Annotated in this window: 14 protein-coding genes, 2 tRNA genes and 1 pseudogene; 6 read left to right on the top strand and 11 right to left on the bottom strand. The window is 67.6% G+C overall.

What is annotated here, in order from left to right:
* Positions 1 to 94: 94 nt before the first annotated feature.
* Both AC1DEM_RS00370 and AC1DEM_RS00365 read left to right on the top strand, forming a co-directional pair.
* A complete protein-coding gene (locus AC1DEM_RS00370; protein WP_476882603.1) occupies positions 95 to 490 on the top strand; it encodes an ArsR/SmtB family transcription factor in 396 nt (131 codons plus the stop codon).
* Between the two features lie 65 nt (positions 491 to 555).
* Positions 556 to 2,184 carry a SulP family inorganic anion transporter gene (locus AC1DEM_RS00365; protein WP_476882602.1) on the top strand — a complete coding sequence of 543 codons (1,629 nt, stop codon included), beginning with the start codon at positions 556 to 558 and terminating at the stop codon, positions 2,182 to 2,184.
* On the opposite strand, the gene AC1DEM_RS00360 is transcribed toward AC1DEM_RS00365, so the two are convergent.
* The 5 genes from AC1DEM_RS00360 to AC1DEM_RS00340 all read right to left on the bottom strand — a co-directional run bounded on the left by AC1DEM_RS00360 (position 2,174) and on the right by AC1DEM_RS00340 (position 7,265).
* Complete coding sequence (locus tag AC1DEM_RS00360; RefSeq protein ID WP_476882601.1) at positions 2,174 to 2,398, bottom strand: DUF3188 domain-containing protein; 225 nt, start codon at positions 2,396 to 2,398, stop codon at positions 2,174 to 2,176. The two genes, AC1DEM_RS00365 and AC1DEM_RS00360, sit on opposite strands and share 11 nt — an antisense overlap.
* A gap of 128 nt (positions 2,399 to 2,526) precedes the next feature.
* Complete coding sequence (locus AC1DEM_RS00355; RefSeq protein WP_476882600.1) at positions 2,527 to 3,474, bottom strand: DUF2797 domain-containing protein; 948 nt, start codon at positions 3,472 to 3,474, stop codon at positions 2,527 to 2,529.
* Between the two features lie 23 nt (positions 3,475 to 3,497).
* The gene (locus AC1DEM_RS00350) at positions 3,498 to 4,364 is read right to left on the bottom strand and encodes an HpcH/HpaI aldolase/citrate lyase family protein (RefSeq protein WP_476882599.1); all 867 of its coding nucleotides are present in this window, start codon (positions 4,362 to 4,364) and stop codon (positions 3,498 to 3,500) included.
* A 172-nt stretch (positions 4,365 to 4,536) separates the two neighbouring features.
* Positions 4,537 to 5,487: an aldo/keto reductase gene (locus tag AC1DEM_RS00345; protein WP_476882904.1), complete on the bottom strand. Its 951-nt coding sequence runs from the start codon at positions 5,485 to 5,487 to the stop codon at positions 4,537 to 4,539.
* 71 nt (positions 5,488 to 5,558) lie between these two features.
* A complete protein-coding gene (locus AC1DEM_RS00340) occupies positions 5,559 to 7,265 on the bottom strand; it encodes a glycoside hydrolase family 13 protein (protein WP_476882598.1) in 1,707 nt (568 codons plus the stop codon).
* A gap of 104 nt (positions 7,266 to 7,369) precedes the next feature.
* Between AC1DEM_RS00340 and AC1DEM_RS00335 the strand changes: the two genes are divergently transcribed.
* Positions 7,370 to 8,545 (top strand): ROK family protein, encoded by a 1,176-nt coding sequence (locus AC1DEM_RS00335; protein WP_476882597.1) that lies wholly within the window; start codon positions 7,370 to 7,372, stop codon positions 8,543 to 8,545.
* A gap of 207 nt (positions 8,546 to 8,752) precedes the next feature.
* Positions 8,753 to 11,920, top strand: coding sequence for a hypothetical protein (locus AC1DEM_RS00330; protein ID WP_476882596.1), 3,168 nt, complete (start codon positions 8,753 to 8,755; stop codon positions 11,918 to 11,920).
* Positions 11,921 to 12,018: 98 nt separating this feature from the next.
* Here AC1DEM_RS00330 and AC1DEM_RS00325 read toward each other — a convergent pair whose 3' ends face one another.
* The 3 genes and pseudogenes from AC1DEM_RS00325 to yidC all read right to left on the bottom strand — a co-directional run.
* Positions 12,019 to 13,590 carry a Na+/H+ antiporter gene (locus AC1DEM_RS00325; protein WP_476882595.1) on the bottom strand — a complete coding sequence of 524 codons (1,572 nt, stop codon included), beginning with the start codon at positions 13,588 to 13,590 and terminating at the stop codon, positions 12,019 to 12,021.
* A gap of 117 nt (positions 13,591 to 13,707) precedes the next feature.
* A complete protein-coding gene (locus AC1DEM_RS00320; protein WP_476882594.1) occupies positions 13,708 to 14,361 on the bottom strand; it encodes an NAD(P)H-binding protein in 654 nt (217 codons plus the stop codon).
* Between the two features lie 20 nt (positions 14,362 to 14,381).
* Positions 14,382 to 15,158: pseudogene (yidC, locus tag AC1DEM_RS00315) on the bottom strand (membrane protein insertase YidC); the annotation flags it as partial.
* 137 nt (positions 15,159 to 15,295) lie between these two features.
* Between yidC and AC1DEM_RS00310 the strand changes: the two are divergent.
* Both AC1DEM_RS00310 and AC1DEM_RS00305 read left to right on the top strand, forming a co-directional pair.
* Positions 15,296 to 15,901, top strand: coding sequence for a dihydrofolate reductase family protein (locus AC1DEM_RS00310; RefSeq protein ID WP_476882593.1), 606 nt, complete (start codon positions 15,296 to 15,298; stop codon positions 15,899 to 15,901).
* Between the two features lie 255 nt (positions 15,902 to 16,156).
* The gene (locus tag AC1DEM_RS00305) at positions 16,157 to 16,897 is read left to right on the top strand and encodes an HNH endonuclease family protein (RefSeq protein WP_476882592.1); all 741 of its coding nucleotides are present in this window, start codon (positions 16,157 to 16,159) and stop codon (positions 16,895 to 16,897) included.
* Positions 16,898 to 16,960: 63 nt separating this feature from the next.
* On the opposite strand, the gene AC1DEM_RS00300 is transcribed toward AC1DEM_RS00305, so the two are convergent.
* The 3 genes from AC1DEM_RS00300 to AC1DEM_RS00290 all read right to left on the bottom strand — a co-directional run bounded on the left by AC1DEM_RS00300 (position 16,961) and on the right by AC1DEM_RS00290 (position 19,534).
* Positions 16,961 to 17,034 (bottom strand) — tRNA-Met (locus AC1DEM_RS00300).
* 62 nt (positions 17,035 to 17,096) lie between these two features.
* Positions 17,097 to 17,168: transfer RNA gene (locus tag AC1DEM_RS00295), tRNA-Thr, on the bottom strand.
* A gap of 233 nt (positions 17,169 to 17,401) precedes the next feature.
* Positions 17,402 to 19,534 (bottom strand): DEAD/DEAH box helicase, encoded by a 2,133-nt coding sequence (locus AC1DEM_RS00290; RefSeq protein ID WP_476882591.1) that lies wholly within the window; start codon positions 19,532 to 19,534, stop codon positions 17,402 to 17,404.
* Positions 19,535 to 19,609 lie beyond the last annotated feature (75 nt).

The following is a 19,609-nucleotide window of genomic DNA, read 5'->3' as shown; positions in this document are numbered from 1 at the left end:
GCGATATGATGAAAACATCAATCCATCAATCCGTAGAGCGACACTGTCCCGCCGGGCCGTGCCGCGAACGGATGCGAGAAAGTGTCCTCCTGCCATGATCTCCGCCGCGCAGACGCCCCTGTACGAAATCAAGGCCAACCTGTTCAAGGCGCTGGCCCACCCGGCCCGAATCCGGATCCTCGAGCTTCTGGCCGCCGCGCCGGACACGGAAGCCCCGGTCAGTTACCTGCTCGCCGAGACGGGGCTGGAGCCCTCGCATCTGTCCCAGCATCTGGGGACGCTGCGCCGGCACGGGGTGGTGACGTCGGTCCGGACGGCGAATGTGGTGACCTACCGGCTGGCTCATCCCAAGATCAAGGAGCTTCTCGCGATCGCCCGGACCTTCCTGCTGGACACCCTGGCCGGTTCCAGCGAACAGCTCCGGATAGCGCAGGAGCTGCCGGCTGGCCACCTCGGCAGTGCCGGCCACCTCGACAACACTGCGCCGTGAGCGCAGCCGACCCAACAATCCCGGTCCGGCATTCTCACACCGCCCGGAGACGCTTGGTCCGGTTTGTGCCGTCCCGCAGCGACTACGAGCTCTTGCAGTCCGCGTGGAAGACTGACCTGTTCGCAGGCATCACCGTGGGCATTGTGGCGCTCCCCCTGGCGCTGGCCTTCGGCGTGAGCTCCGGGGTCGGGGCGGAGGCGGGACTCATCACCGCTGTGGTGGCCGGACTGGTCGCCGCCATTATGGGCGGATCTAACGTCCAGGTCTCCGGTCCGACCGGCGCCATGGTGGTGGTCCTGGCTCCTGTGGTCGCCGCCCACGGCGTCGGCAGCATTGCCCTGGTCTCGGTACTGGCCGGGCTGCTCGTCATGCTTCTGGGAGCAAGCGGACTGGGCCGGGCCGTCGCGTTCATCCCCTGGCCGGTAGTGGAGGGTTTCACCCTCGGAATCGCCGCCATCATCTTCCTCCAGCAGATTCCGCTAGCCACGGGCACCACCGGAACGCCGGGCCACAACACCGTCCTGGCCGCCGTCGAGAGCGCGTCACAGGCCACCGCGCCGGCCGTGCTGCAGACTCTCGCGGTGGTGGCGGGCGTCACGGCCGTGATGTACCTGCTGCCCAGGCTCCACAAGTCCCTGCCCGCGAGCCTGATCGCGGTGCTGCTCGCCACCGTGGCGGCCGAGGTCCTGGCGCTGGACATACCCCGGATCGGTGCACTTCCGCACTCGCTGTCGGCGCCGTCCATGCCTTCCGTGGATCCGGCCGCAGTGGGCGGCCTGCTGATGCCTGCCGTCTCGATTGCGACGCTAGCCGCCATCGAATCCCTGCTCTCGGCCCGGGTGGCCGCAGGCATGGTGGGTCCGGACGGCCGCCCGTCCGGCGCGTACAGCCCGGACCGGGAGCTCACCGGCCAGGGGCTGGCTTCGATCGCCGCAGGCTTCTTCGGCGGCATGCCCGCAACGGGCGCGATCGCCCGGACCGCCGTGAACGTCCGCTCCGGGGCCAAGACCCGGCTCTCCGCGGTGGTGCACGCCCTGGTGCTGCTGGCCATCATCTACCTGGCGGCGGGGCTGGTCGGCCGGATCCCGCTGGCGGCGTTGGCCGGCATCCTCATGGTCACGGCCACCCGCATGGTCTCGCGGCACACGGTGTCGGCGATCCTGCGGTCCACCAGGGCCGACGCCGCGGTGTTCGTGATCACGGCCCTCATCACCGTCGCCTTCGACCTCATTGTGGCCATCCAGATCGGACTTGCCGCGGCAGCGGTGTTCACGCTGCGGACGTTCGCGTCCCTGAGCGGGGTCCGGCGCGAAGACATTCCCGGGCCGCCGGTTCCGGGGGACGGGCACATCGCCATTTTCCGGCTGGACGGGGCCATGTTCTTCGGCGCAGCGGAGCGGGTCCTGCAGGAGATCAGCCAGGTCAAGGACGTCCAGGTGGCCATCATCCGGCTGTCGCAGCTGCGGATGCTGGACGCCACGGGGGCCCACATGCTCGTCGGGGTGATCTCCGCGCTGGAGCTGCGCGGCGTGACCGTCCTGCTCAAAGGGGTCCAGCCGCAGCATCTGGAGCTCGTGACCAACGTGGGGGTTATCCGTTCACTGCGGCACCACAAGCACCTGTTCACGTCCCTAGCGGACGCAGTAGAGCATGCCCGGAGCCATGTGGAGCGGAACGCGGCCGTTAGCGCCTGAGGTTCTTCCGGATGGTCTGGCCGCGGATCACAATCCCGGCCAGGTGCAGGATCAGGCCCAGCCCGATCACCGGCAGCGAGGCGAGGGCGAGGGCCTGGTTGCCGGTGCTGTTGCCCACCACGTTGAGGATGATGCCGAGCGCGATCAGGCCCATGGCACTGAAAACGATCACCTTGTAGGTGGTTGACGCGGTGGCCCAGAATTCATTCAGCACCGTGCCAGTCTACCGGGGCGCGCCGGCAACGCTGCGAGCCGCTAAATTCCTGGCGACACTCTAATTACCTGGCGCTACCGGAATACGGGCGCGTCCGGTATTTTGCGCGTCGCGGAGCATTTCCAGCGTCAGAACAATGCTTCCTGCACGGCCGGGACCTCCGAGCCGTGGTCACCGAGTTCGATCATCCGTGCCTTGAGCTGCCCCAGGTTCACCACGAATTCCAGTTCGCTGCCATCCAGCGCTGCGAGCGCCATGCTGCCGCTCAGCGAATCGACCCGGAACCCGTGCGACCCGGTCGCCAGGTCGTGGGGGTAGGCGTGCCGGGCGGCCGGGGCGCAGGCGTCGGCGGAAAGCTCCGGCCGGACCCACCGCTCATCCACCACCTCGAAGCCCTCCCCGCCGACACCGGCGAGCAATGTCCGGGCCACCCCTGCCAGCCGCCCGTTCACGGCATCGAGTTCGACGGCGGCTGCCGGGGCCACCAGCGCGGCCGCCTTGGCGGCGGCGCGGACCTGTTGCGGCAGCCCGGCGTCGCGCGTGATCATGTCCTCCAGGATGCGGACCACGCGGCCGTCCGCGGCGCGGGCGATGTACCGGGCTACGACGGCGCCCTGCTCGGCGAGCCGGATCCATTTCCGCAGGTCCGAGGCAGTGCCGACCTTGCTGGCGCCGGTAGCGAAGGTGGCCACGTAGAGCCAGTGCGGCTGCATCAGGTACGCGCGCAGGCCCGGCGGGACGCGGCCGCCGCGGTGGAAGTCGTGAATAAGCCGCGAGTCGTCCAGCACGAAACATCGTTCGCACTGACTGCCCTTGGTGGCGGCAGCCCGTGCGGGGCAAAGGACATGGTCCCTCTCCGCCGGGCCGTGCACGTTGTGGTGCCCGAGGCAGTGTTTGCCCTTGGTGGCGACCCGGAAACCAAGCCTGGTGCCGGCGTCGAGCGCCAGTTCGGTGAGCGTGCCGTCAGGGTCCTGCAGGCGCAGCACCGGGAGCCCGCTCTGTCCAGACGCCGCGGCGGGAACGGGCGCCGGACCATCCCAAAAGACCCCGTGAACCAGATAGCGGGTATCGGTCACGGGGTCTCCTTAAGCGGTGTGAGCTACAGTGCCGGCTGCACGCCAAAGGCTACGGCGAGCTTCATGATCTTCTCGGCGCGGCCCAGGCGCGGCAGGTCGGAGCCGTCGCGGATGACGCGGCCGCTGGCTTCGAAGTCGGCCATGAAGTCCGTGGCCCAGGCGACGTCGGACGGCGTGGGGCTGATGACCTCGTTGATGACCGGCGTCTGGTCGATCGCGAGGCAGAGCTTCCCGGTCATCCCCATCATCACTGTGATGCCGGTCTGCTCGCGCAGGATCGGGTGGTTCGTGCCGACGGTGGGGCCGTCGATGGGGCCGGGCAGGTTGCCGACGCGGCTGGCCACAACCAGCTTGGCGCGCGGGTAGGCCATGGCTTCGGCGGTGGCCGCCATGCCGGTGTCGCGGCGGAAGTCGCCCGAGCCGAAGGCCAGGCGGAAGGCGCCCTGGGCCTTCGCGATGTTGTTGGCTTCCTCGATGCCGACGGCGGACTCGACCAGCGGGATGACCGGGGTCTTGCCGTCCATCCGGTGGAAGCTCTCCGTGACCTGGTCGGCCGATTCGGTCTTGGCCAGCATGATGCCCAGCAGGCCGGGGGTGCCGCGCAGCCCGGCGAGGTCATCGGCCCAGAACGGGCTGGTGGCGTCGTTGATCCGGACCCACGCGCTACCGCCGGCGGTCAGCCAGTTCACGACGTTGGCGCGGGCGGTGTCCTTCTGGGAGGGGTCCACCGCGTCTTCGATGTCGAGGATGATCGCATCGGCCCGGGAGACGGCGGACTGGTCGAAGAGGTCGGTCTTCATCGCGTTCACCAGCAGCCAGGAGCGGGCGATCTCGGCCGGGATGTTTCGCTGGGGCCGAAGTGATTCAGCGGTGGTCATAGAAGTGGTCATGCATCTACGCTAGCCGCCCGGGGGCACTTGCCGCTAAGCGATCCGGCCCTCAGGGGCGACCATTACGACCAAAATCACGTCACTGCCCAACCAACTGGCAGCAGAAGCCGTTTTCAGCGGGCAAAACGGCCCCTGCTGCCAGCTGGTTGGGTGGGCGTGACGGCGGGAGTGGCTAGGGGATGTTGCTGCCGCGGGCCGCGACCCAGAGGCCGTACCACTCGGCGCGGGTCATCGCCGCGGCGGCCTCGGCGGCACCGGCGCAGGCGAGGATCCTGGCCGGGTTGGCGGTGCCGATCACCGGCGCAATCCCGGCCGGGTGCCGCATGAGCCAGCCCAGCACGATCGCCTCCCCCGTGGTCCCCTTCGCGGCGGCCAGGGCAGCCACCAGGGCGGTGGTGGCCTCCTCCGCCGGCGTCGGCACGGCGCCCGGCGCCCCGGTGTATAGGCCGCGGGCCAGCGACCCGTATGCCTGCAGCCGGATTCCCTTCCGGACGCAGTGCTCCACGGTGCCGTGCGGGAAGCTGTAGTCCGTGCCCTCGGCATGGTTGACCAGCACCGTGCTTTCGAGCCAGGCACGCTTCAGCAGGCTCATTTCGAGCTGGTTGGCCACCACGGGGACCCCGAGCCGGTCCTGCAGCAGCTCGATCTGCGGGCCGGACATGTTGGACACACCCACGGCGCGCACCTTGCCCTCGGCCATGAGCTGGCCGACGGCGGACGCCACCTCCGCCGGATCCATCAGGGGATCGGGGCGGTGCAGCATGAGCACGTCGACGTAGTCCGTCCGGAGCCGGGCCAGGCTTTCGTTGACCCGCTCCAGGATGCCGTCCCGGCTGAGGTCGTAGTAGGCCTCCAGGCCCTGTTCGTTGAGCCGGATACCGCACTTGGTCTGCAGCCGGATCTTCTCCCGCAACCCCGGGGTACGGGCCAGGACCTCGCCGAAGACGGCCTCGGCTTTGCCGTGCGTGTAGATGTCCGCGTGGTCAAAGAGCGTGATGCCCGCGCCCATGGCGGCTTCAACGGCGGCGGCCGCCTCGTCCACATCCGCGGACGAGTACGATTCCGCCGACCAGCCGCCGCCCAGGCCCATACAGCCGTAGACGAGCTCCTGGGCGAGGTTTATCTGGTTGGCGATCACCTGGTTGGCGTTCACGCCGTTGGCGGGCGCGCCGGACAGGTCCTTCAAGGCGGGGCTCACCGCAGCCAGACCGTGGTGTTGGCCGGCAGGCGTCCGCCGTCCAGCGGGCCGCTGCTGACCAGTACCTCGCCGGCAGGCAGGTTAACCGGTGCGTCGCCGAAGTTAGTCACTGTCTGCCAGCCGCCGGGACGGCTGAAGCGCAGGACGTCGGCGCTGCCGGATTCCTGCCACTGCAGTTCCTCCGAGGTCTGCAGTTCGCGGCGCAGCTTCAGGGCCTTGCGGTAGAGCTCCAGGGTGGAGTCTTCCACGCCGTCCTGGGCCGCCACGGCGTAGCGGCTGAACCAGGCCGGCTGGGGCAGGTGTGCCCCGCCGGCGCCGAAGCCGAACGAGGTGCCCTCCGGAGCCCAGGGCAGCGGCACCCGGCAGCCGTCGCGGCCGATCTCTACGCCCTTGTTGCGGAAGAAGGTGGGGTCCTGCCGCTCGGCGTCGGGGATCTCCGCAACCTCCTGCAGGCCCAGTTCCTCGCCCTGGTACAGGTAGGCGGAACCCGGCAGGGCCAGCATCAGCAAGGTGGCGGCGCGGGCCCGGCGCAGGCCGAGTTCGACGTCGAGCTCTTCGACAGGGGCGCCGGCCAGCAGCCAGCCCTTGCCATCCTGGCCCTTGGCGTGCTTGCCGCCGCCCCGGGGCAGGCCGTAGCGGGTGGCATGGCGGACGACGTCGTGGTTGGAGAAGACCCAGGTGGAGGAGGCCCCGGATTCCGTGGCCTCGGCCAGGTTCCGGGCGATGATTTCGCGGAACTCGCCGGCGTCGAAGTCGGCCTGCAGGAGGTCGAAGTTGAACGCCTGGCCCAGGCCCTCCGGGCTGGCGTAGCGGGCGCGGCGGGTAGCGTGCACCCAGGCCTCGGCGACGGCGGTGCGCGGCGGGTTGTACTCGTTGAACACCTCGCGCCATTCGGCGTAGATCTCGTGGACTTCGTCGCGGTCCCAGAACGGGTGCGAGCCGTCCGGGAATCCGTCCGTGCCGGTGTTGGCAGCGCTGAGCTCCACCTTGGAGATGAGCGGTTCGGTGAGGTCCTTGGTCAGCGCGTGGGCGACGTCGACACGGAAGCCGTCCACGCCGCGGTCGGACCAGAAGCGAAGCGTCTTGAGGAAGTCGTCACGGATTTCGCGGTTGGCCCAGTTCAGGTCCGGCTGTTCCGTGGCGAAGATGTGCATGTACCACTGGCCGGGCGTGCCGTCGGGCTCGGTGATCCGCTCCCAGGCGGGCCCGCCGAAGACGGACTCCCAGTCCGAAGGCGGGAGTTCGCCGTTTTCGCCGAGGCCGTCGCGGAAGATGTAGCGTTCGCGGGCGGCCGATCCCCGCGGGGCGGCCAGCGCCTCCTGGAACCATTCGTGCCGGTTCGAGGAGTGGTTGGGGACGATGTCGGCGATCAGCTTGATGCCTGCAGCGTGCAGCGCGGCGGACATCTCATCGAAGTCCGCCAAAGTGCCGAGCTTGGGGTCCACATCGCGGTAGTCGTCGACGTCGTAGCCGCCGTCGGCCAGCGCCGAGGGGTAGAACGGGGAGAGCCAGACGGCGTCGATCCCCAGTTCCTTCAGGTAGGGGACCTTGGCGGTGATGCCCTTGATATCGCCCAGGCCGTCACCATTGGAATCGGAAAAGCTCCGCGGGTAGATCTGGTACACCGAGGCCTGGCGCCACCAGTTGGGATCGGCGGCGAGGTCGGAACCGGACAGGGTTGCCAGCGTGGCGGTGTTGGTCAAAGGAGATTCCTTCGGGTCTGGGAGGGGCTTCTGATAATTTAGATACAAGCTAAATATATTGCCTGAACAATTATGGGTCCGGGAACAGAAGAGGTCAAGAAGTGATGCCCCACGCAGCCGCCGCCACACCGCAGCTGCTGCGCCGTGTCAACGCCCAGGCCGTGCTGCGCCACATCCGCGGCGTCGACGCCGCCACCGGCACCGAGCTGATGGCCCTGACCGGACTCACCCGGGCCTCGGTAATTGCAGTCTGCGAGGACCTGATCGGCCGGGGCTGGATCGTGGAGCTGGACCAGCCCCGCACAGACCCGGCCAATCCACGGAAAGGGCGCCCGGCCCGGCGGTTTGCCTTCAACGGGGAGGCAGGGTTCGTACTGGGCCTCGACATCGGCGCCGCGACCACCACCGCAGCCGTGGCCGACCTCCGCGGCACGGTCATCGGACAGTCCAGCGAGAGCTTCCGCGCGGCGGACATCCCCGCGCAGGAGCGGATCGGCGTCATCGATTTTGTCTGCCGCCAGGCGCTGGAGGCCGCGGGAACGGACCCGCGCAATGTGCTGGCCGTCGGAGCCGGGATCGCCGCACCGGTGGACCGGGACGGGAACGTGCTCGTGACCCAGCGGTTCTGGAGCCTGTTCGACGTCGGGCTCCGCTCCGCGCTCAAGGAGCTGCACGGCTGGACGGTGCTTCTGGAGAACGACGCCAACCTTGCCGCGCTCGGCGAGCGCTGGCGCGGTTCCGGCGCGGGTGTGGACGATCTGGTGGTGCTCTTGGCGGGCGAACGCCTGGGTGCCGGGGTGATGGAATCCGGGCGGCTGCTCCACGGCCGCGGCGGGGCCGCCGGCGAGATGGGCTATCTGGACATGGTGGAGGGCGTTGGCTCCAGCGACGGCATTGCTGCCCTGGCGCGGCAGTGGTCCGCGGCGGGCGGCGGACCGTCCGCGGGCGGCCCTGCAAGCGCGCCGCGCGTCTTCGAGGACGCGGCGGCAGGAGACGCCGCGGCCCTGGCGATCCTGGACCGGATCTCGGAGCGCATGGCGCGCGTCATCGCCTCAATCGCGAGCCTGATCAACCCCGAGCAGGTGGTGATCGGCGGCGCCGTCGCCGAGTCCGCCGGTGCCCTCGTGCCGGGCATCACAGCGCTGCTCCCCCGCTTCACCGCCACCCCGCCGCGCGTCACGGTTTCGCCGCTGGGCGACAAGATCGTCACAGTGGGCGCGATCCGGCATGCCCTGGACTTCGTTGAGGCCAATGCGCTGGAACTCGAACTGGCCGGCTGAGGGCGTGGCGGGCACGTACTCCATTCACAAGCGGGGTTGCTCAAGATTCGGCAACGATTGGACACCCAAGCCGAAAGTTTGGCGCAAGTTTCCCGGTATTGCCGCCTGCCATCCGTAGACTGACCTCACTTTGGTCTCTTGCGGCCGTTCAGCTGACCCGTCGGCTGAACGGCCGTCTCATGAAAGATAAACGTGAACTCTTTTCGGATGAAGACTGCGTTGTTTGCCGCGTTTGTCCTTGCCTTGGCCTCGGTCCCGGCCACCGGCACGGCGCCAGCCAATGCTGGGCAGTCGCCGGCGCCCGTCGCGACCGCCACCGCCACAGCTACAGCGACCGGACCAGCTTCGGCAGCTCCGTCGGCAACCCCGACGCCGGCTCCCACCGCGGCTCCGGCTCCCACCGCGACCCCGGTGCCCAGAGCGGAGACAATCCAGCCGACACCACGTCCCTCCGCCCCGGCCGGCGTCAGCGCGCCGCTCACGACAGTTGAGTCGCTGCCGGTGGGAGGCACCGATGGGCCGTTCATCGCGCACACCTTCGAGAACCCGCCCCCGGTCGGCAGGAAAGGCGTACCCGCCGGCGCCGCCGCGACGGCACGGACCACGGAGTCCTTCTCGCTTTCCCGCTCCGGCGACATCAAAGTGCGCTTGGTACTGGTCCAGTTGGCCGACAGGAAGGCAACAATCCCGCAGGCCGCGGCACAGGCTTCCATCGCCACCAGCAGCAACTACTGGAAGAGGATGTCCAACGGCCGGTTGTCGATGACCGTGACCAAGGTGGAGAGCCGTAGCAGCAAGGCCACCTCGACGCAGCGTTACCCGGACATGATGAGCACCATTGCCGGAGAACTTGGGTGGACTCCCAGCCCCTACACCGCGCTCGTGGTTTTCGTCTCAACGCCCACGCTCTCGGACGGCGCGTACGGCGCCGGCTGGAGTTATCAGGGCACCAGCGGGCGGGTCATCATGCCGCTCCCGGCGACGCTGACCAACAGCGTCCTGACGCACGAATTCGGGCACGTTCTGGGCCTCATGCACGCTAACAGCCTTCAGTGTGGAAGCGGCGCCCAGGATGTCGGCACGAACTCGAACGGGTCATTCGCCGATTCCAGCTGCAGCATCCGCGAATACGGTGACAGCCTGGATCTGATGGGTATCTCCCAACTCACCCAGCCCGCTATCAGCTCAACGCTTTGGGCTTATGGGGGGTTTGGCCGCGGCGACGAAATCGTGGACGCAGGGACCCTCAACGGCATGAGGAAATTCACCCTGAAGGCGTGGGCGGGGACCGACGCGAACAGGGCTGTGAAGTTTACGGATCCGGTGAGCGGCGAAACGTATTTCCTGGAGTTGCGGCTGCCTGTCAGCTATGACACAACCGAGGCTGTGGACCTGAATCGCGGCGTCAAGATTGTCCAGCAGCTGGGGGCCGGCTCGCTGATTCTGCTGCCGGATTCCAGACCCTTCGCCGGCTACTACAATCCCCGCCAGACCTGGCAAGCGGGCCAGACCTTCACCACCCATGCCGGCACAAGGGTCAGCATTGACGCGATCACCTCCACCTCCGCAAGCGTGACGGTAGAGTCGATACTCTCAATAGCCGGCAGGGCAATCGACCCTGTCGCTGCAGCCACACCCGCCCTTGGAAGCCCGACCACCGCCGTCGCATGCGGGCTAAAAGCCAGCGGATGCTACAGAAGTTTTCAGGGCGGCTCTATCCACTGGACGCCAAACACCGGCGCAGTCGCAACGGTCGGTGCGATCGGCGCCTCTTGGGGTGCCTTGGGATACGAAAACGGCAGGCTGGGCTACCCGACCAGCCGTCAGCTCTGCGGTCTGACTGGGGGCGGCTGCTACCAGACATTCCAGGGCGGAACCATCCACTGGTCGCCGGCCACCGGAGCGCGCGCCACCGGGGGCGCCATCCGCGCGACTTGGGGCACCCTGGGCTACGAGAACGGCAAGCTCGGCTACCCATTGGCGAACGAGGTCTGCGGGCTGACCGGCGGCGGCTGCTACCAGACATTCCAGGGCGGAACCATCCACTGGTCGCCGGCCAGCGGCGCCTTCGCCACCTGGGGCGCCATCCGTGCCACGTGGGCGAGCCTGGGCTCCGAAAAGGGCAAACTGGGCTACCCCTCCGGCAAGGAAACCTGCGGACTGGTCAGCGGCGGCTGCTACCAGACCTTCCAGGGCGGAACCATCCACTGGTCGCCCGGCACCGGCGCGGTTGCCACTTGGGGCGGTATCCGCGGTGCATGGGGAACCCTTGCCTATGAAAACGGAAAGCTCGGCTATCCCACCGCTAATGAGGCCTGCGGACTGGTCAACGGCGGCTGCTCCCAGGCGTTCCAGGGTGGAGTGGTTTACTACGCTCCGGGAGCCGGAGCGTTCGCCACGTGGGGCCCGATCCGCAAAGCATGGGGCGCCGAGGGTTACCAAAACGGAAAGCTCGGCTACCCCACCGGCAATGAAATCTGCGGACAGCCCGGCAGCTGCGATCAGTCTTTCCAGGGAGGCCTCATCCACTGGACCGCTGCTGCGGGTGCCATCGCTACCTCAGGGCCGATCTGGACGGCCTGGGCGAGCCTGGGTTCCTCCCAAGGAAAGCTCGGCTACCCCGTGGCCCGTGAGGTCTGCGGGCTGGCCGGCGGCGGCTGCTCCCAAGCGTTCAAGGGCGGCACCATCCACTGGTCGCCCGCCACCGGCGCCTTCGCCACCTGGGGCGGGATCCGTGCCACCTGGACAGGACTGGGCTCCGAGAAAAGCAAACTCGGCTACCCGACGGGAAGGGAGACCTGCGGCCTGATCAACGGCGGCTGCTACCAGACGTTCCAGGGCGGCACCATTCACTGGTCACCGGCCACCGGCGCCCGCGCCACCTGGGGCGGGATCCGTGCCACCTGGGCCAGCCTGGGCTACGAAAAAGGCAAGCTCGGCTATCCGACGGGCAAGGAGACCTGCGGTTTGGTGAACGGCGGCTGTTACCAAATGTTCCAGGGCGGCACCATCCACTGGTCGCCCGCCACCGGCGCCCGCGCCACCTGGGGCGCCATCCGTGCCACCTGGGCCAGCTTGAGCTACGAAAAAGGCAAACTAGGCTACCCGTCCGGCAACGAAATCTGCGGCCTGACCGGCGGCGGGTGCTACCAGACGTTCCAGGGTGGCTCCATCCACTGGTCTCTCGCCACCGGCGCCTTCGCCACCTCCGGTCCCATTCGCGTAACCTGGGGCAGCCTGGGTTACGAAAAGGGACGGCTTGGCTATCCGGCAGCAGCTGAAAACTGCGATCCGGTCAACGGCGCATGCAGCCAGCGATTCCAAAACGGAACCATCACTTGGTCTGCCGCGCAGGGCAGCGTGGTACTCCCCTGACCGACTAGCCCGCGGCGGCTGGCCCCGACAGAGCACCAACCTCCCGGGCGCCCCACGCACGATAAAGTTGCCGGCACCACCCGGCCTAACAAGGGTCATCACTCCGGCATGATCATGGTGCGCAGGTCCAGCTGCCGCAGCACCCGGTCCGCGACTTCCGGGTCCATGCCCGGCTCGTTCCGGGCCGCCACGACTTCCTGGCGGGCGGCGTCCAGGGCGATCGTCTGCACGGCAATCGCCAGTTCGCGGCCGCGTTGGCGCTGCTCCCCCGCGCTTTCATTCTTTAGGCTCCCGTCCAGTAGCTCGGCGTGCAGCCGGGTCATTTTTTCCTTCACCAGCGCCACCTTCTCCGCCGGAAGTTCTTTCATGAGCTCGTTGTCCTTGAGCGCGGCGATCGCCGCCTGCTGCGCACGGCGGGCCAGCACGCGGGCGGCGTCGCGTTCTTCCGAACCGTCCTCGGACGCCTTCAGGACCCGCATGAGCCACGGCAGCGTCAGCCCGGGCAGCACCAGTGTGGCCAGTAGGACCGCGCAGGCGATCACCAGCAACTCGCTCCGGGCCGGGAACGGCGTGCCGTCCGCAACTGTAAGAGGTAGGGCCAGCGCCAGCGCCAGGGTGGCCAGGCCACGCATGCCGCACCAGGTCAGGATCAGCACGTCCTTGGCCGAGGTGGGGCGCAGGACGTCCTTCCTGGCCCGGGAGAGGACAGACATCATGGCCAGCCAGGCGAAACGTGCGGCGAACACGAGGACGCACACAACCGCGGCTGTGCCGATCATGCCGAACACGGCGCTGCCTTCCTTGTGGATGACCTGCCGTACTTCCAGCCCCACCAGCCCGAAGGCCAGGCCGGTAATCAGCAGTTCCACGACGTCCCAGAACGCGGTCCGGGTCACCCGCTCCGCGGCGTCCCCGGGCCGGGAGTGGCGCTGCATTTCCAGGGCGGTGACAACGACGGCGATCACCCCGGAGGCGTGCAGCTCCTCGGCCAGGATGTAGGCGGCAAACGGCACCACGAGGGTGACGGCGCTCCGGGCCACCATGGAGGACACGAGGCGGGTGATCAGGCTCGTGAACCAGCCCATGCCGATGCCCACCACCACCGCGATCGCGGCTCCCAGGACAAACTGGAGGACGACGTCGGAGGCGATTTTGGTGCCGGCTACGGCGGCGGCCACGGCCGCCTGGAAGATGACGATGGCGGCGGCGTCGTTGAAGAGGCCCTCGCTCTGGAGAACGTTGATGAGCCGCCGCGGCATATGAACACGGCTGGCGATGGAATCCACGGCCACGGGGTCCGGCGGAGCCACCATGGCGCCCAGGGCGATCGCGGCCGGAATGCCGATGCCCGGGATCATGAGCCAGGCAGCACCGGCCACCACCGCCGTCGAGACCACCACGAGCGCGACGGCGAGCATGAGCAAGGTGCGCCAGCGGACCCGGAAAACGGCCCAGGAGCTGCGCTGGGCCGTCGCGAAAAGCAGCGGCGGCAGGAAGATGGGCAGGATCAGTTCGGGCGGGATCTGAATCTCCGGGAACCCTGGGATGAATGTCAGGGCGACGGCCAGGAGCAGCATCAGCACCGGGTAGGGCAGTCTGAGCCGGTCCCCCAGGCCCACGGCCCCCACTGTGGCCAACAGGAGTCCAACGATAAGTGCCAACTGGTCCATGTGCCCGCTTTCCCCGGAGGCGGGCCGGGGGCATCCCGGGTGGATGCACGGGCCGCCCCCACTACCCTATCTAGGTCAGCGGTGCCGGGCCTACGGCGCCGGCTTAAGGTACTGGGCCTAAGGTTCGAGGGCCGCCGCGAGTGGAAGGGTACCGTCCCGGAACTGGATGGTGCACCCGATCGTGACGGGCAGTCCGAGGGCCGCCGCCGCCACCAGGGCAACGTTGGCGCGGGAGGTCGCGGTGCCGTCCGACGTATCTGCGGGGTCGACGTCGATCATCCCGTTGCCGGGTCCGGCCGTCAGCGCGCCGGGCCCCAGAATGGTCCAGTCAAGGCCGGAGCCGCGCAGGTAGGCATCCGCCGCGGCCTTGGCCTCGGCGTAGGCGAAGAAGCCGTTGTCCGCGGGGACCCCGTGGTCCGGCCCGGCGCCGAAGTAGGAGACCATGACGTACCTGCTGACGCCCGCTTCGGCTGCGGCGTCCATCGAACGGATCGCGGCGTCCCGGTCCACGGCGTAGGTCCGTTCGGGGCTGCCGCCGCCGGCTCCGGCAGAGAACACCACGGCGTCGTGGTTCCGCAGGGCATCGACGATCTGCGCCGTCGTCGCGTTCCCCACGTCCAGAGGCGACGGCGTGGCCCCGGTGGCAGCGACGTCGGCCGCATGGTCCGGGTTGCGGATGAAGGAGGTGACCTCCTGCCCGTCCGCCGCGAGGATCCTGGACAGTTCCAAAGCCACCTTGCCGTGGCCGCCAATGATTGCGATTCGCGTCATGGACCCATTCTGTCCCACCTGATGGCGAACTGCTGCCCCATGGTCCATAGGTTGGTGGTTGTCCAGTAGATCAGGACGCCGATGGGGAACACGATGCCGCCCAGGCCGAAGACGATCGGCAGGCTGTAAAGGATCACCTTCTGCTGGCGCAGGTACGGGCTCGCCAGGGCCTCGTCGGGCATGCTCCTGGCCATGATCTGCTTCTGCGTAATGAACTGCGCGGCCGTCATGGCCAGGATCATCCCGATGGAGAGGACCCACACCGAGAGTTGATTGCCGCCGCCGCCGTGCAGCAGCGATGCCGAGAGCGGGGCACCGAAAATAGTGGACTGGTCGAACTGCATGACCTGTCCGGCGCTCATGGCCCCGATGCCCTCGTTCTTGCCGGCAGCGGTGCTGATGCCTGAGAGCACCTGGAACAGTGCGAAGAAGAAGGGCACCTGGATCAGCATGGGCAGGCAGGCCGAGAACGGGTTGGTGCCATGCTTCTTATACAGGGCCATCTGCTCCTGCACCATGGCCTGGCGGGAGAGCGGATCAGTCTTGCCCTTGTACTTCTCCTGCAACTCCTTCAGGTCAGGTTGCAGGAGCCTCATGCGCTGCTGGGCCTCTACCTGCTTGAGAAACACCGGGATCAGGGCAGCCCGGATCACCAGCACCAGCCCGATGATGGACAGGGTCCACGTCCAGCCGCTGGCGGCCGGCATGCCGAGGGCGCTGAGTCCGTCATGGAAGCCGGCCAACACGGCCGAGACCAGCCATCGGAACGGGGCCATGATGGTGCCCAATAAGTCCACTGATATCCCCCTCTCTCAGGTGCTGCAAAGCTACGGTGAAACGAGCGGCTTGTCACGGACTCGGGCTGCGGGAGGGCACACAGCTCACCGGGAAACAGAGCGGGACCCGAACTGTCGAGTGGTGGCATGATGGGCCCATGAGCCAAGTCACGTGCGATCTGACTATCTCCCTCGACGGATTCCTCGCCGGCCCGAACCAGAGCATGACGGAGCCCCTGGGCGAGGGCGGAGAGCTCCTGCACAGGTGGCAGTTCGAAGAACGCCAGTCCAACGCGGCCTGGCTCGACGGCATTCTCGCGGCTGGCGCATACATCATGGGACGGAACATGTTTGCGGGCCCTGGGGCGTGGGACGAGGCCTGGCGGGGATGGTGGGGTGAGGAACCGCCGTATCACGCGCCTGTGTACGTGCTCACCCATCAGCCCCGCGCGCCCCTGGAGATGCAGGGCGGGACCACGTTCAACTTCGTGACCGACGGGATCGAGTCGGCGCTGGCCCAGGCGCTGAAGGCCGCCGGCAGCAAGGACGTGGCCGTTGCCGGAGGAGCGCAGACTGTCCGCCAATACTTGGCGGCGGGGCTGATCGACGAGCTGCGGCTCCATACCGCGCCCGTCCTCCTGGGTGCGGGTGAGCGGCTGCTGGACGGCGTCGCGAACCTCAAGCTTGAGCCGACGGAAGTGAGCTGCACCAGCCTCGTCACCCACGTGCGCTACCGGGTGGCCTCCGAAACCGCCCCGGCCTAGGGATTGAGGGTCTGACAGTGTGAGACCGGCAGCAACTGCACCGGGCAGCGAGCCGACTGCGAGCGAACCGATCGTCTCGGCGGGATGTGGGATGGCCAGTGCCAGTCGAGGTCAGCGGGCTGGGCGTAACGTGAGGTTACTACTTACAACTTTTGCGCGCCATAGTCGCGCCACAGTATGGGAGTGCCGCCCAGGGGCCCGCGGCCGAGGTGTACGACTATTGCTTTCACGTCGTCCTGAGAGTAATCGAGAACCATGAACGTCCAGCGCTCCATCCATGTCGGCGCCACAGCTCTTCCGGTACTGAAATCCAGGCAATTGATGAAGCTGCGGCGGGCGGTGGGTGTAGCGGTGGTTGCCGCAGGCCTGCTGCTGGCCGGCCTAGCCGTTCCGGCCGAAGCAGCAAACGTATATAAAGCAGCAACCGTATATCAGGCTCCGCTGCGGACTGCTGTGCTCGGACTGCCTGTCGCGGCCGAGGTCAACGCCGGCTATGACCGGGACCGCTACTTCGGCGTCTGGGGAGATACCAACGGTGATTGCCAGAACACGCGGCAGGAAGTCCTGGTCCAGGAATCCAAGGGGGCCGTGTCCTATACCTACCGCGGTTGCATTGCCAGCAGGGGACGCTGGGTCACATCGTGGGACAACGGCGTTCACTCCTCCGCGACGGAAGTGGAGGTGGACCATCTGGTCCCGGTTCATGAAGCCTGGGGCTCCGGTGCAAGGTATTGGTCCCAGGCGCGGCGCGTGGCTTTCTACAACGACCTCGGGGACAGCCGCACCCTGAACGTGCAGACGTCCGCTCTCAACCACTCAAAGCGAGCTAGTGGCCCGGAAAGGTGGCTGCCGCCGAAGAATCGTTGCGCGTACATCACCCAGTGGGTGGCGGTGAAGATCCGCTGGGGCCTGAGCGTCAACATCACTGAGAAGGCCGCGCTGATCCTATACGCAGCCTCCTGCCCAAACGTCACCCTGACGGTTACCCGCGTCTAGCCACCCATGGCCCGATACAGAAAAGACCCCCGGAATCTCAACGGATTCCGGGGGTCTTGCCTGTAGCGGTGGGGAGGCTCGATCTCCCGACCTCACGATTATGAGTCGTGCGCTCTAACCAACTGAGCTACACCGCCATAAATGAGGAAAACCTGCGCTCAGCCGGTCAAAAACCGCCTTGACACAGGCCCTCATCCAGAGCCCCCCACCGGAATCGATCCGGTGACCTCGTTCTTACCAAGAACGCGCTCTACCACTGAGCTAGGGGGGCAACGAGTAAATACTCTACCGGAAGATGCGCCCACCAACAAATCGGGTGCCGGACGACGTCGGACCGGCCGAAAACAGCGGGAATCCGGGCTTCCAGCACGGTCCCGGGTGCCTGAATCAGCTCCCAGGACCGGCATGCCGCCGCGGCTGTGACGAAGCGAACAGGAAGGCGGAGTGCTTAAAGCAGAACGGGCCGGCTCAGGGAGCCGGCCCGTTCTTAGTTGGTGTTACTGCTTACCACTTGTTGCGGGGCTTGAAGCCGCCTTCGGTGCGGGGCTTGCGGGTGTCGGCGCCGAAAGTGCGCTGCTCGGAGCGCTCACTGAAGGAGCGGCCGCCACGGTCAGCGGAGGACCGCTCGCCGTCGCCCTTGCGGAATTCGCGCTTGAAGCCGCCGTTGCCCTTGAAGTTGCCGCTGCCACCGGAGTAGCCGCCACGGTCCCCGCCGCGGTCGCCGCCACGGTTGCCCTGGTAGGAACCGCGGTCCCCCGAGCCGGAGGGCTTGCGGCCGTTGTCGAGCTCGAGGTGGATCAGCTCGCCGCCGATCCGCGTGCGGGACAGGGCCTTCAGCTGATCGGCGCTCAGGTCCGCCGGGAGCTCCACGAGGGAGTGATCCGAGCGGATGTCAATGCCGCCGATCTGGGCCGAGGAGATGCCGCCTTCGTTGGCAATGGCGCCAACGATGGAACCCGGCATGACGCGCTGGCGGCGTCCGACGGCGATCCGGTAGGTGGCGTTGCCCTCCGTCAGGGTGCGGGTCGGGCCGCGTGAGCCGAAGCCGTCCTTGGAGCGCTCGCGCTTCTGGAACTCGGGGGCTGCCGGCAGTTCCTTGACCAGGAGCGGCTGTCCACCCTGGGCCATGACGGCAAGTGCGGCGGCGATCTCCGAGGCCGGCACGTTGTGCTCTTCCTCGTAGGAGGAGATGAGGTCGCGGAACGCGGCGACGTCCTCGGACTCGAGGGTCTCCGTGATGCGCTCGGCGAACTTGCCCAGGCGCAGCGTGTTGACGGTCTCGGCCGTGGGCAGGTGCATCTGCTCCACCGGCTGGCGGGTTGCCTTCTCGATGGAACGCAGCAGGTACTTCTCGCGCGGCGTCATGAACAGGATCGCGTCACCGGAACGGCCTGCGCGGCCGGTGCGGCCGATGCGGTGGACGTAGGACTCGGTGTCGTGCGGAATGTCGTAGTTGACCACGTGGCTGACGCGCTCGACGTCGAGTCCGCGGGCGGCGACGTCGGTGGCGACAAGGATGTCGATCTTGCCGTCGCGCAGAGCCTCAACCGTGCGCTCACGCTGCTGCTGCGGGATGTCGCCGTTGATGGCGGCAGCCAGGAAGCCGCGGGAGCGCAGCTTGTCGGCGAGGTCCTCGGTGGCCATCTTGGTCCGCACGAAGGCGATGACGCCCTCGAACTCTTCGACCTCGAGGATGCGGGTCAGCGCGTCGAGCTTGTGCGGGCCCATGACCTGCAGGTAGCGCTGGCGGGTGTTGGCGCCCGTGGTGGTCTTGGACTTGACCTGCACCTCGGCCGGGTTGTTCAGGTACTGCTTGGAGAGCCGGCGGATCTGGCTCGGCATCGTAGCGGAGAACAGCGCAACCTGGCGGCCCGCCGGGGTCTGCTGGAAGATCTGCTCAACGTCTTCGGCGAAGCCCATGCGAAGCATCTCGTCAGCCTCATCCAGCACGAGGTACTGGAGTTCGGACAGGTCGAGGGAACCCTTGGAGATGTGGTCGATGACACGGCCGGGGGTACCGACAACAACCTGGGCGCCGCGGCGCAGGCCGGCGAGCTGGGGGCCGTAGGCGGAGCCGCCGTACACCGGGAGGACGGTGAAGTCGTCGATGTGCTTGGCGTAGGAGGTGAAGGCCTCGGCCACCTGGAGGGCGAGCTCGCGGGTAGGAGCCAGCACCAGGGCCTGGGTCTTGCGGGACGGGCCGTTGAGGTCGTGGAGCTCGGCCAGGCGGGACAGTGCCGGTACTGCGAATGCTGCAGTCTTACCGGTACCGGTCTGGGCCAGGCCCACGACGTCGCGGCCTTCGAGCAGCAGCGGGATGGTTGCTGCCTGGATCGGGGAGGGCTTCTCGTAGCCGACGTCCTGCAGGGCAGCGAGGACACGGCCGTCGATGCCGAGGTCTACGAACTTGACGCCGTCTTCTTCGGCGTCCTCGTCCTTGGCCGGGGCGGAAGTGGCCTCGGTCTTGGTGTCAGCCTGCGGGGCAACTTCGGCAGCCTCGGCGGCCGGTGCTACAACGTTCGCAGGAGCCTCGGTGAATTCCGGGGCGGAGCCGGCTGCGGGGGCAGCCGTTTCAGAAGTCTCGACGTCGCTCTGAATGTTTTCGGTTTCGACGGAGTTGTTCTGATTTTCGGGCATAGGTGAAATTTCCTCATCCATAGGGGCCAAGCGGCACAACCCGAGGTGAGCGGAGCCGCAGTACGCGTGACACGA

Source organism: Arthrobacter sp. 05T420, from assembly GCF_056396305.1.
The sequence above is the reverse complement of the archived record's forward strand: the minus strand, read 5'-3'. Positions and strand labels throughout refer to the sequence as shown.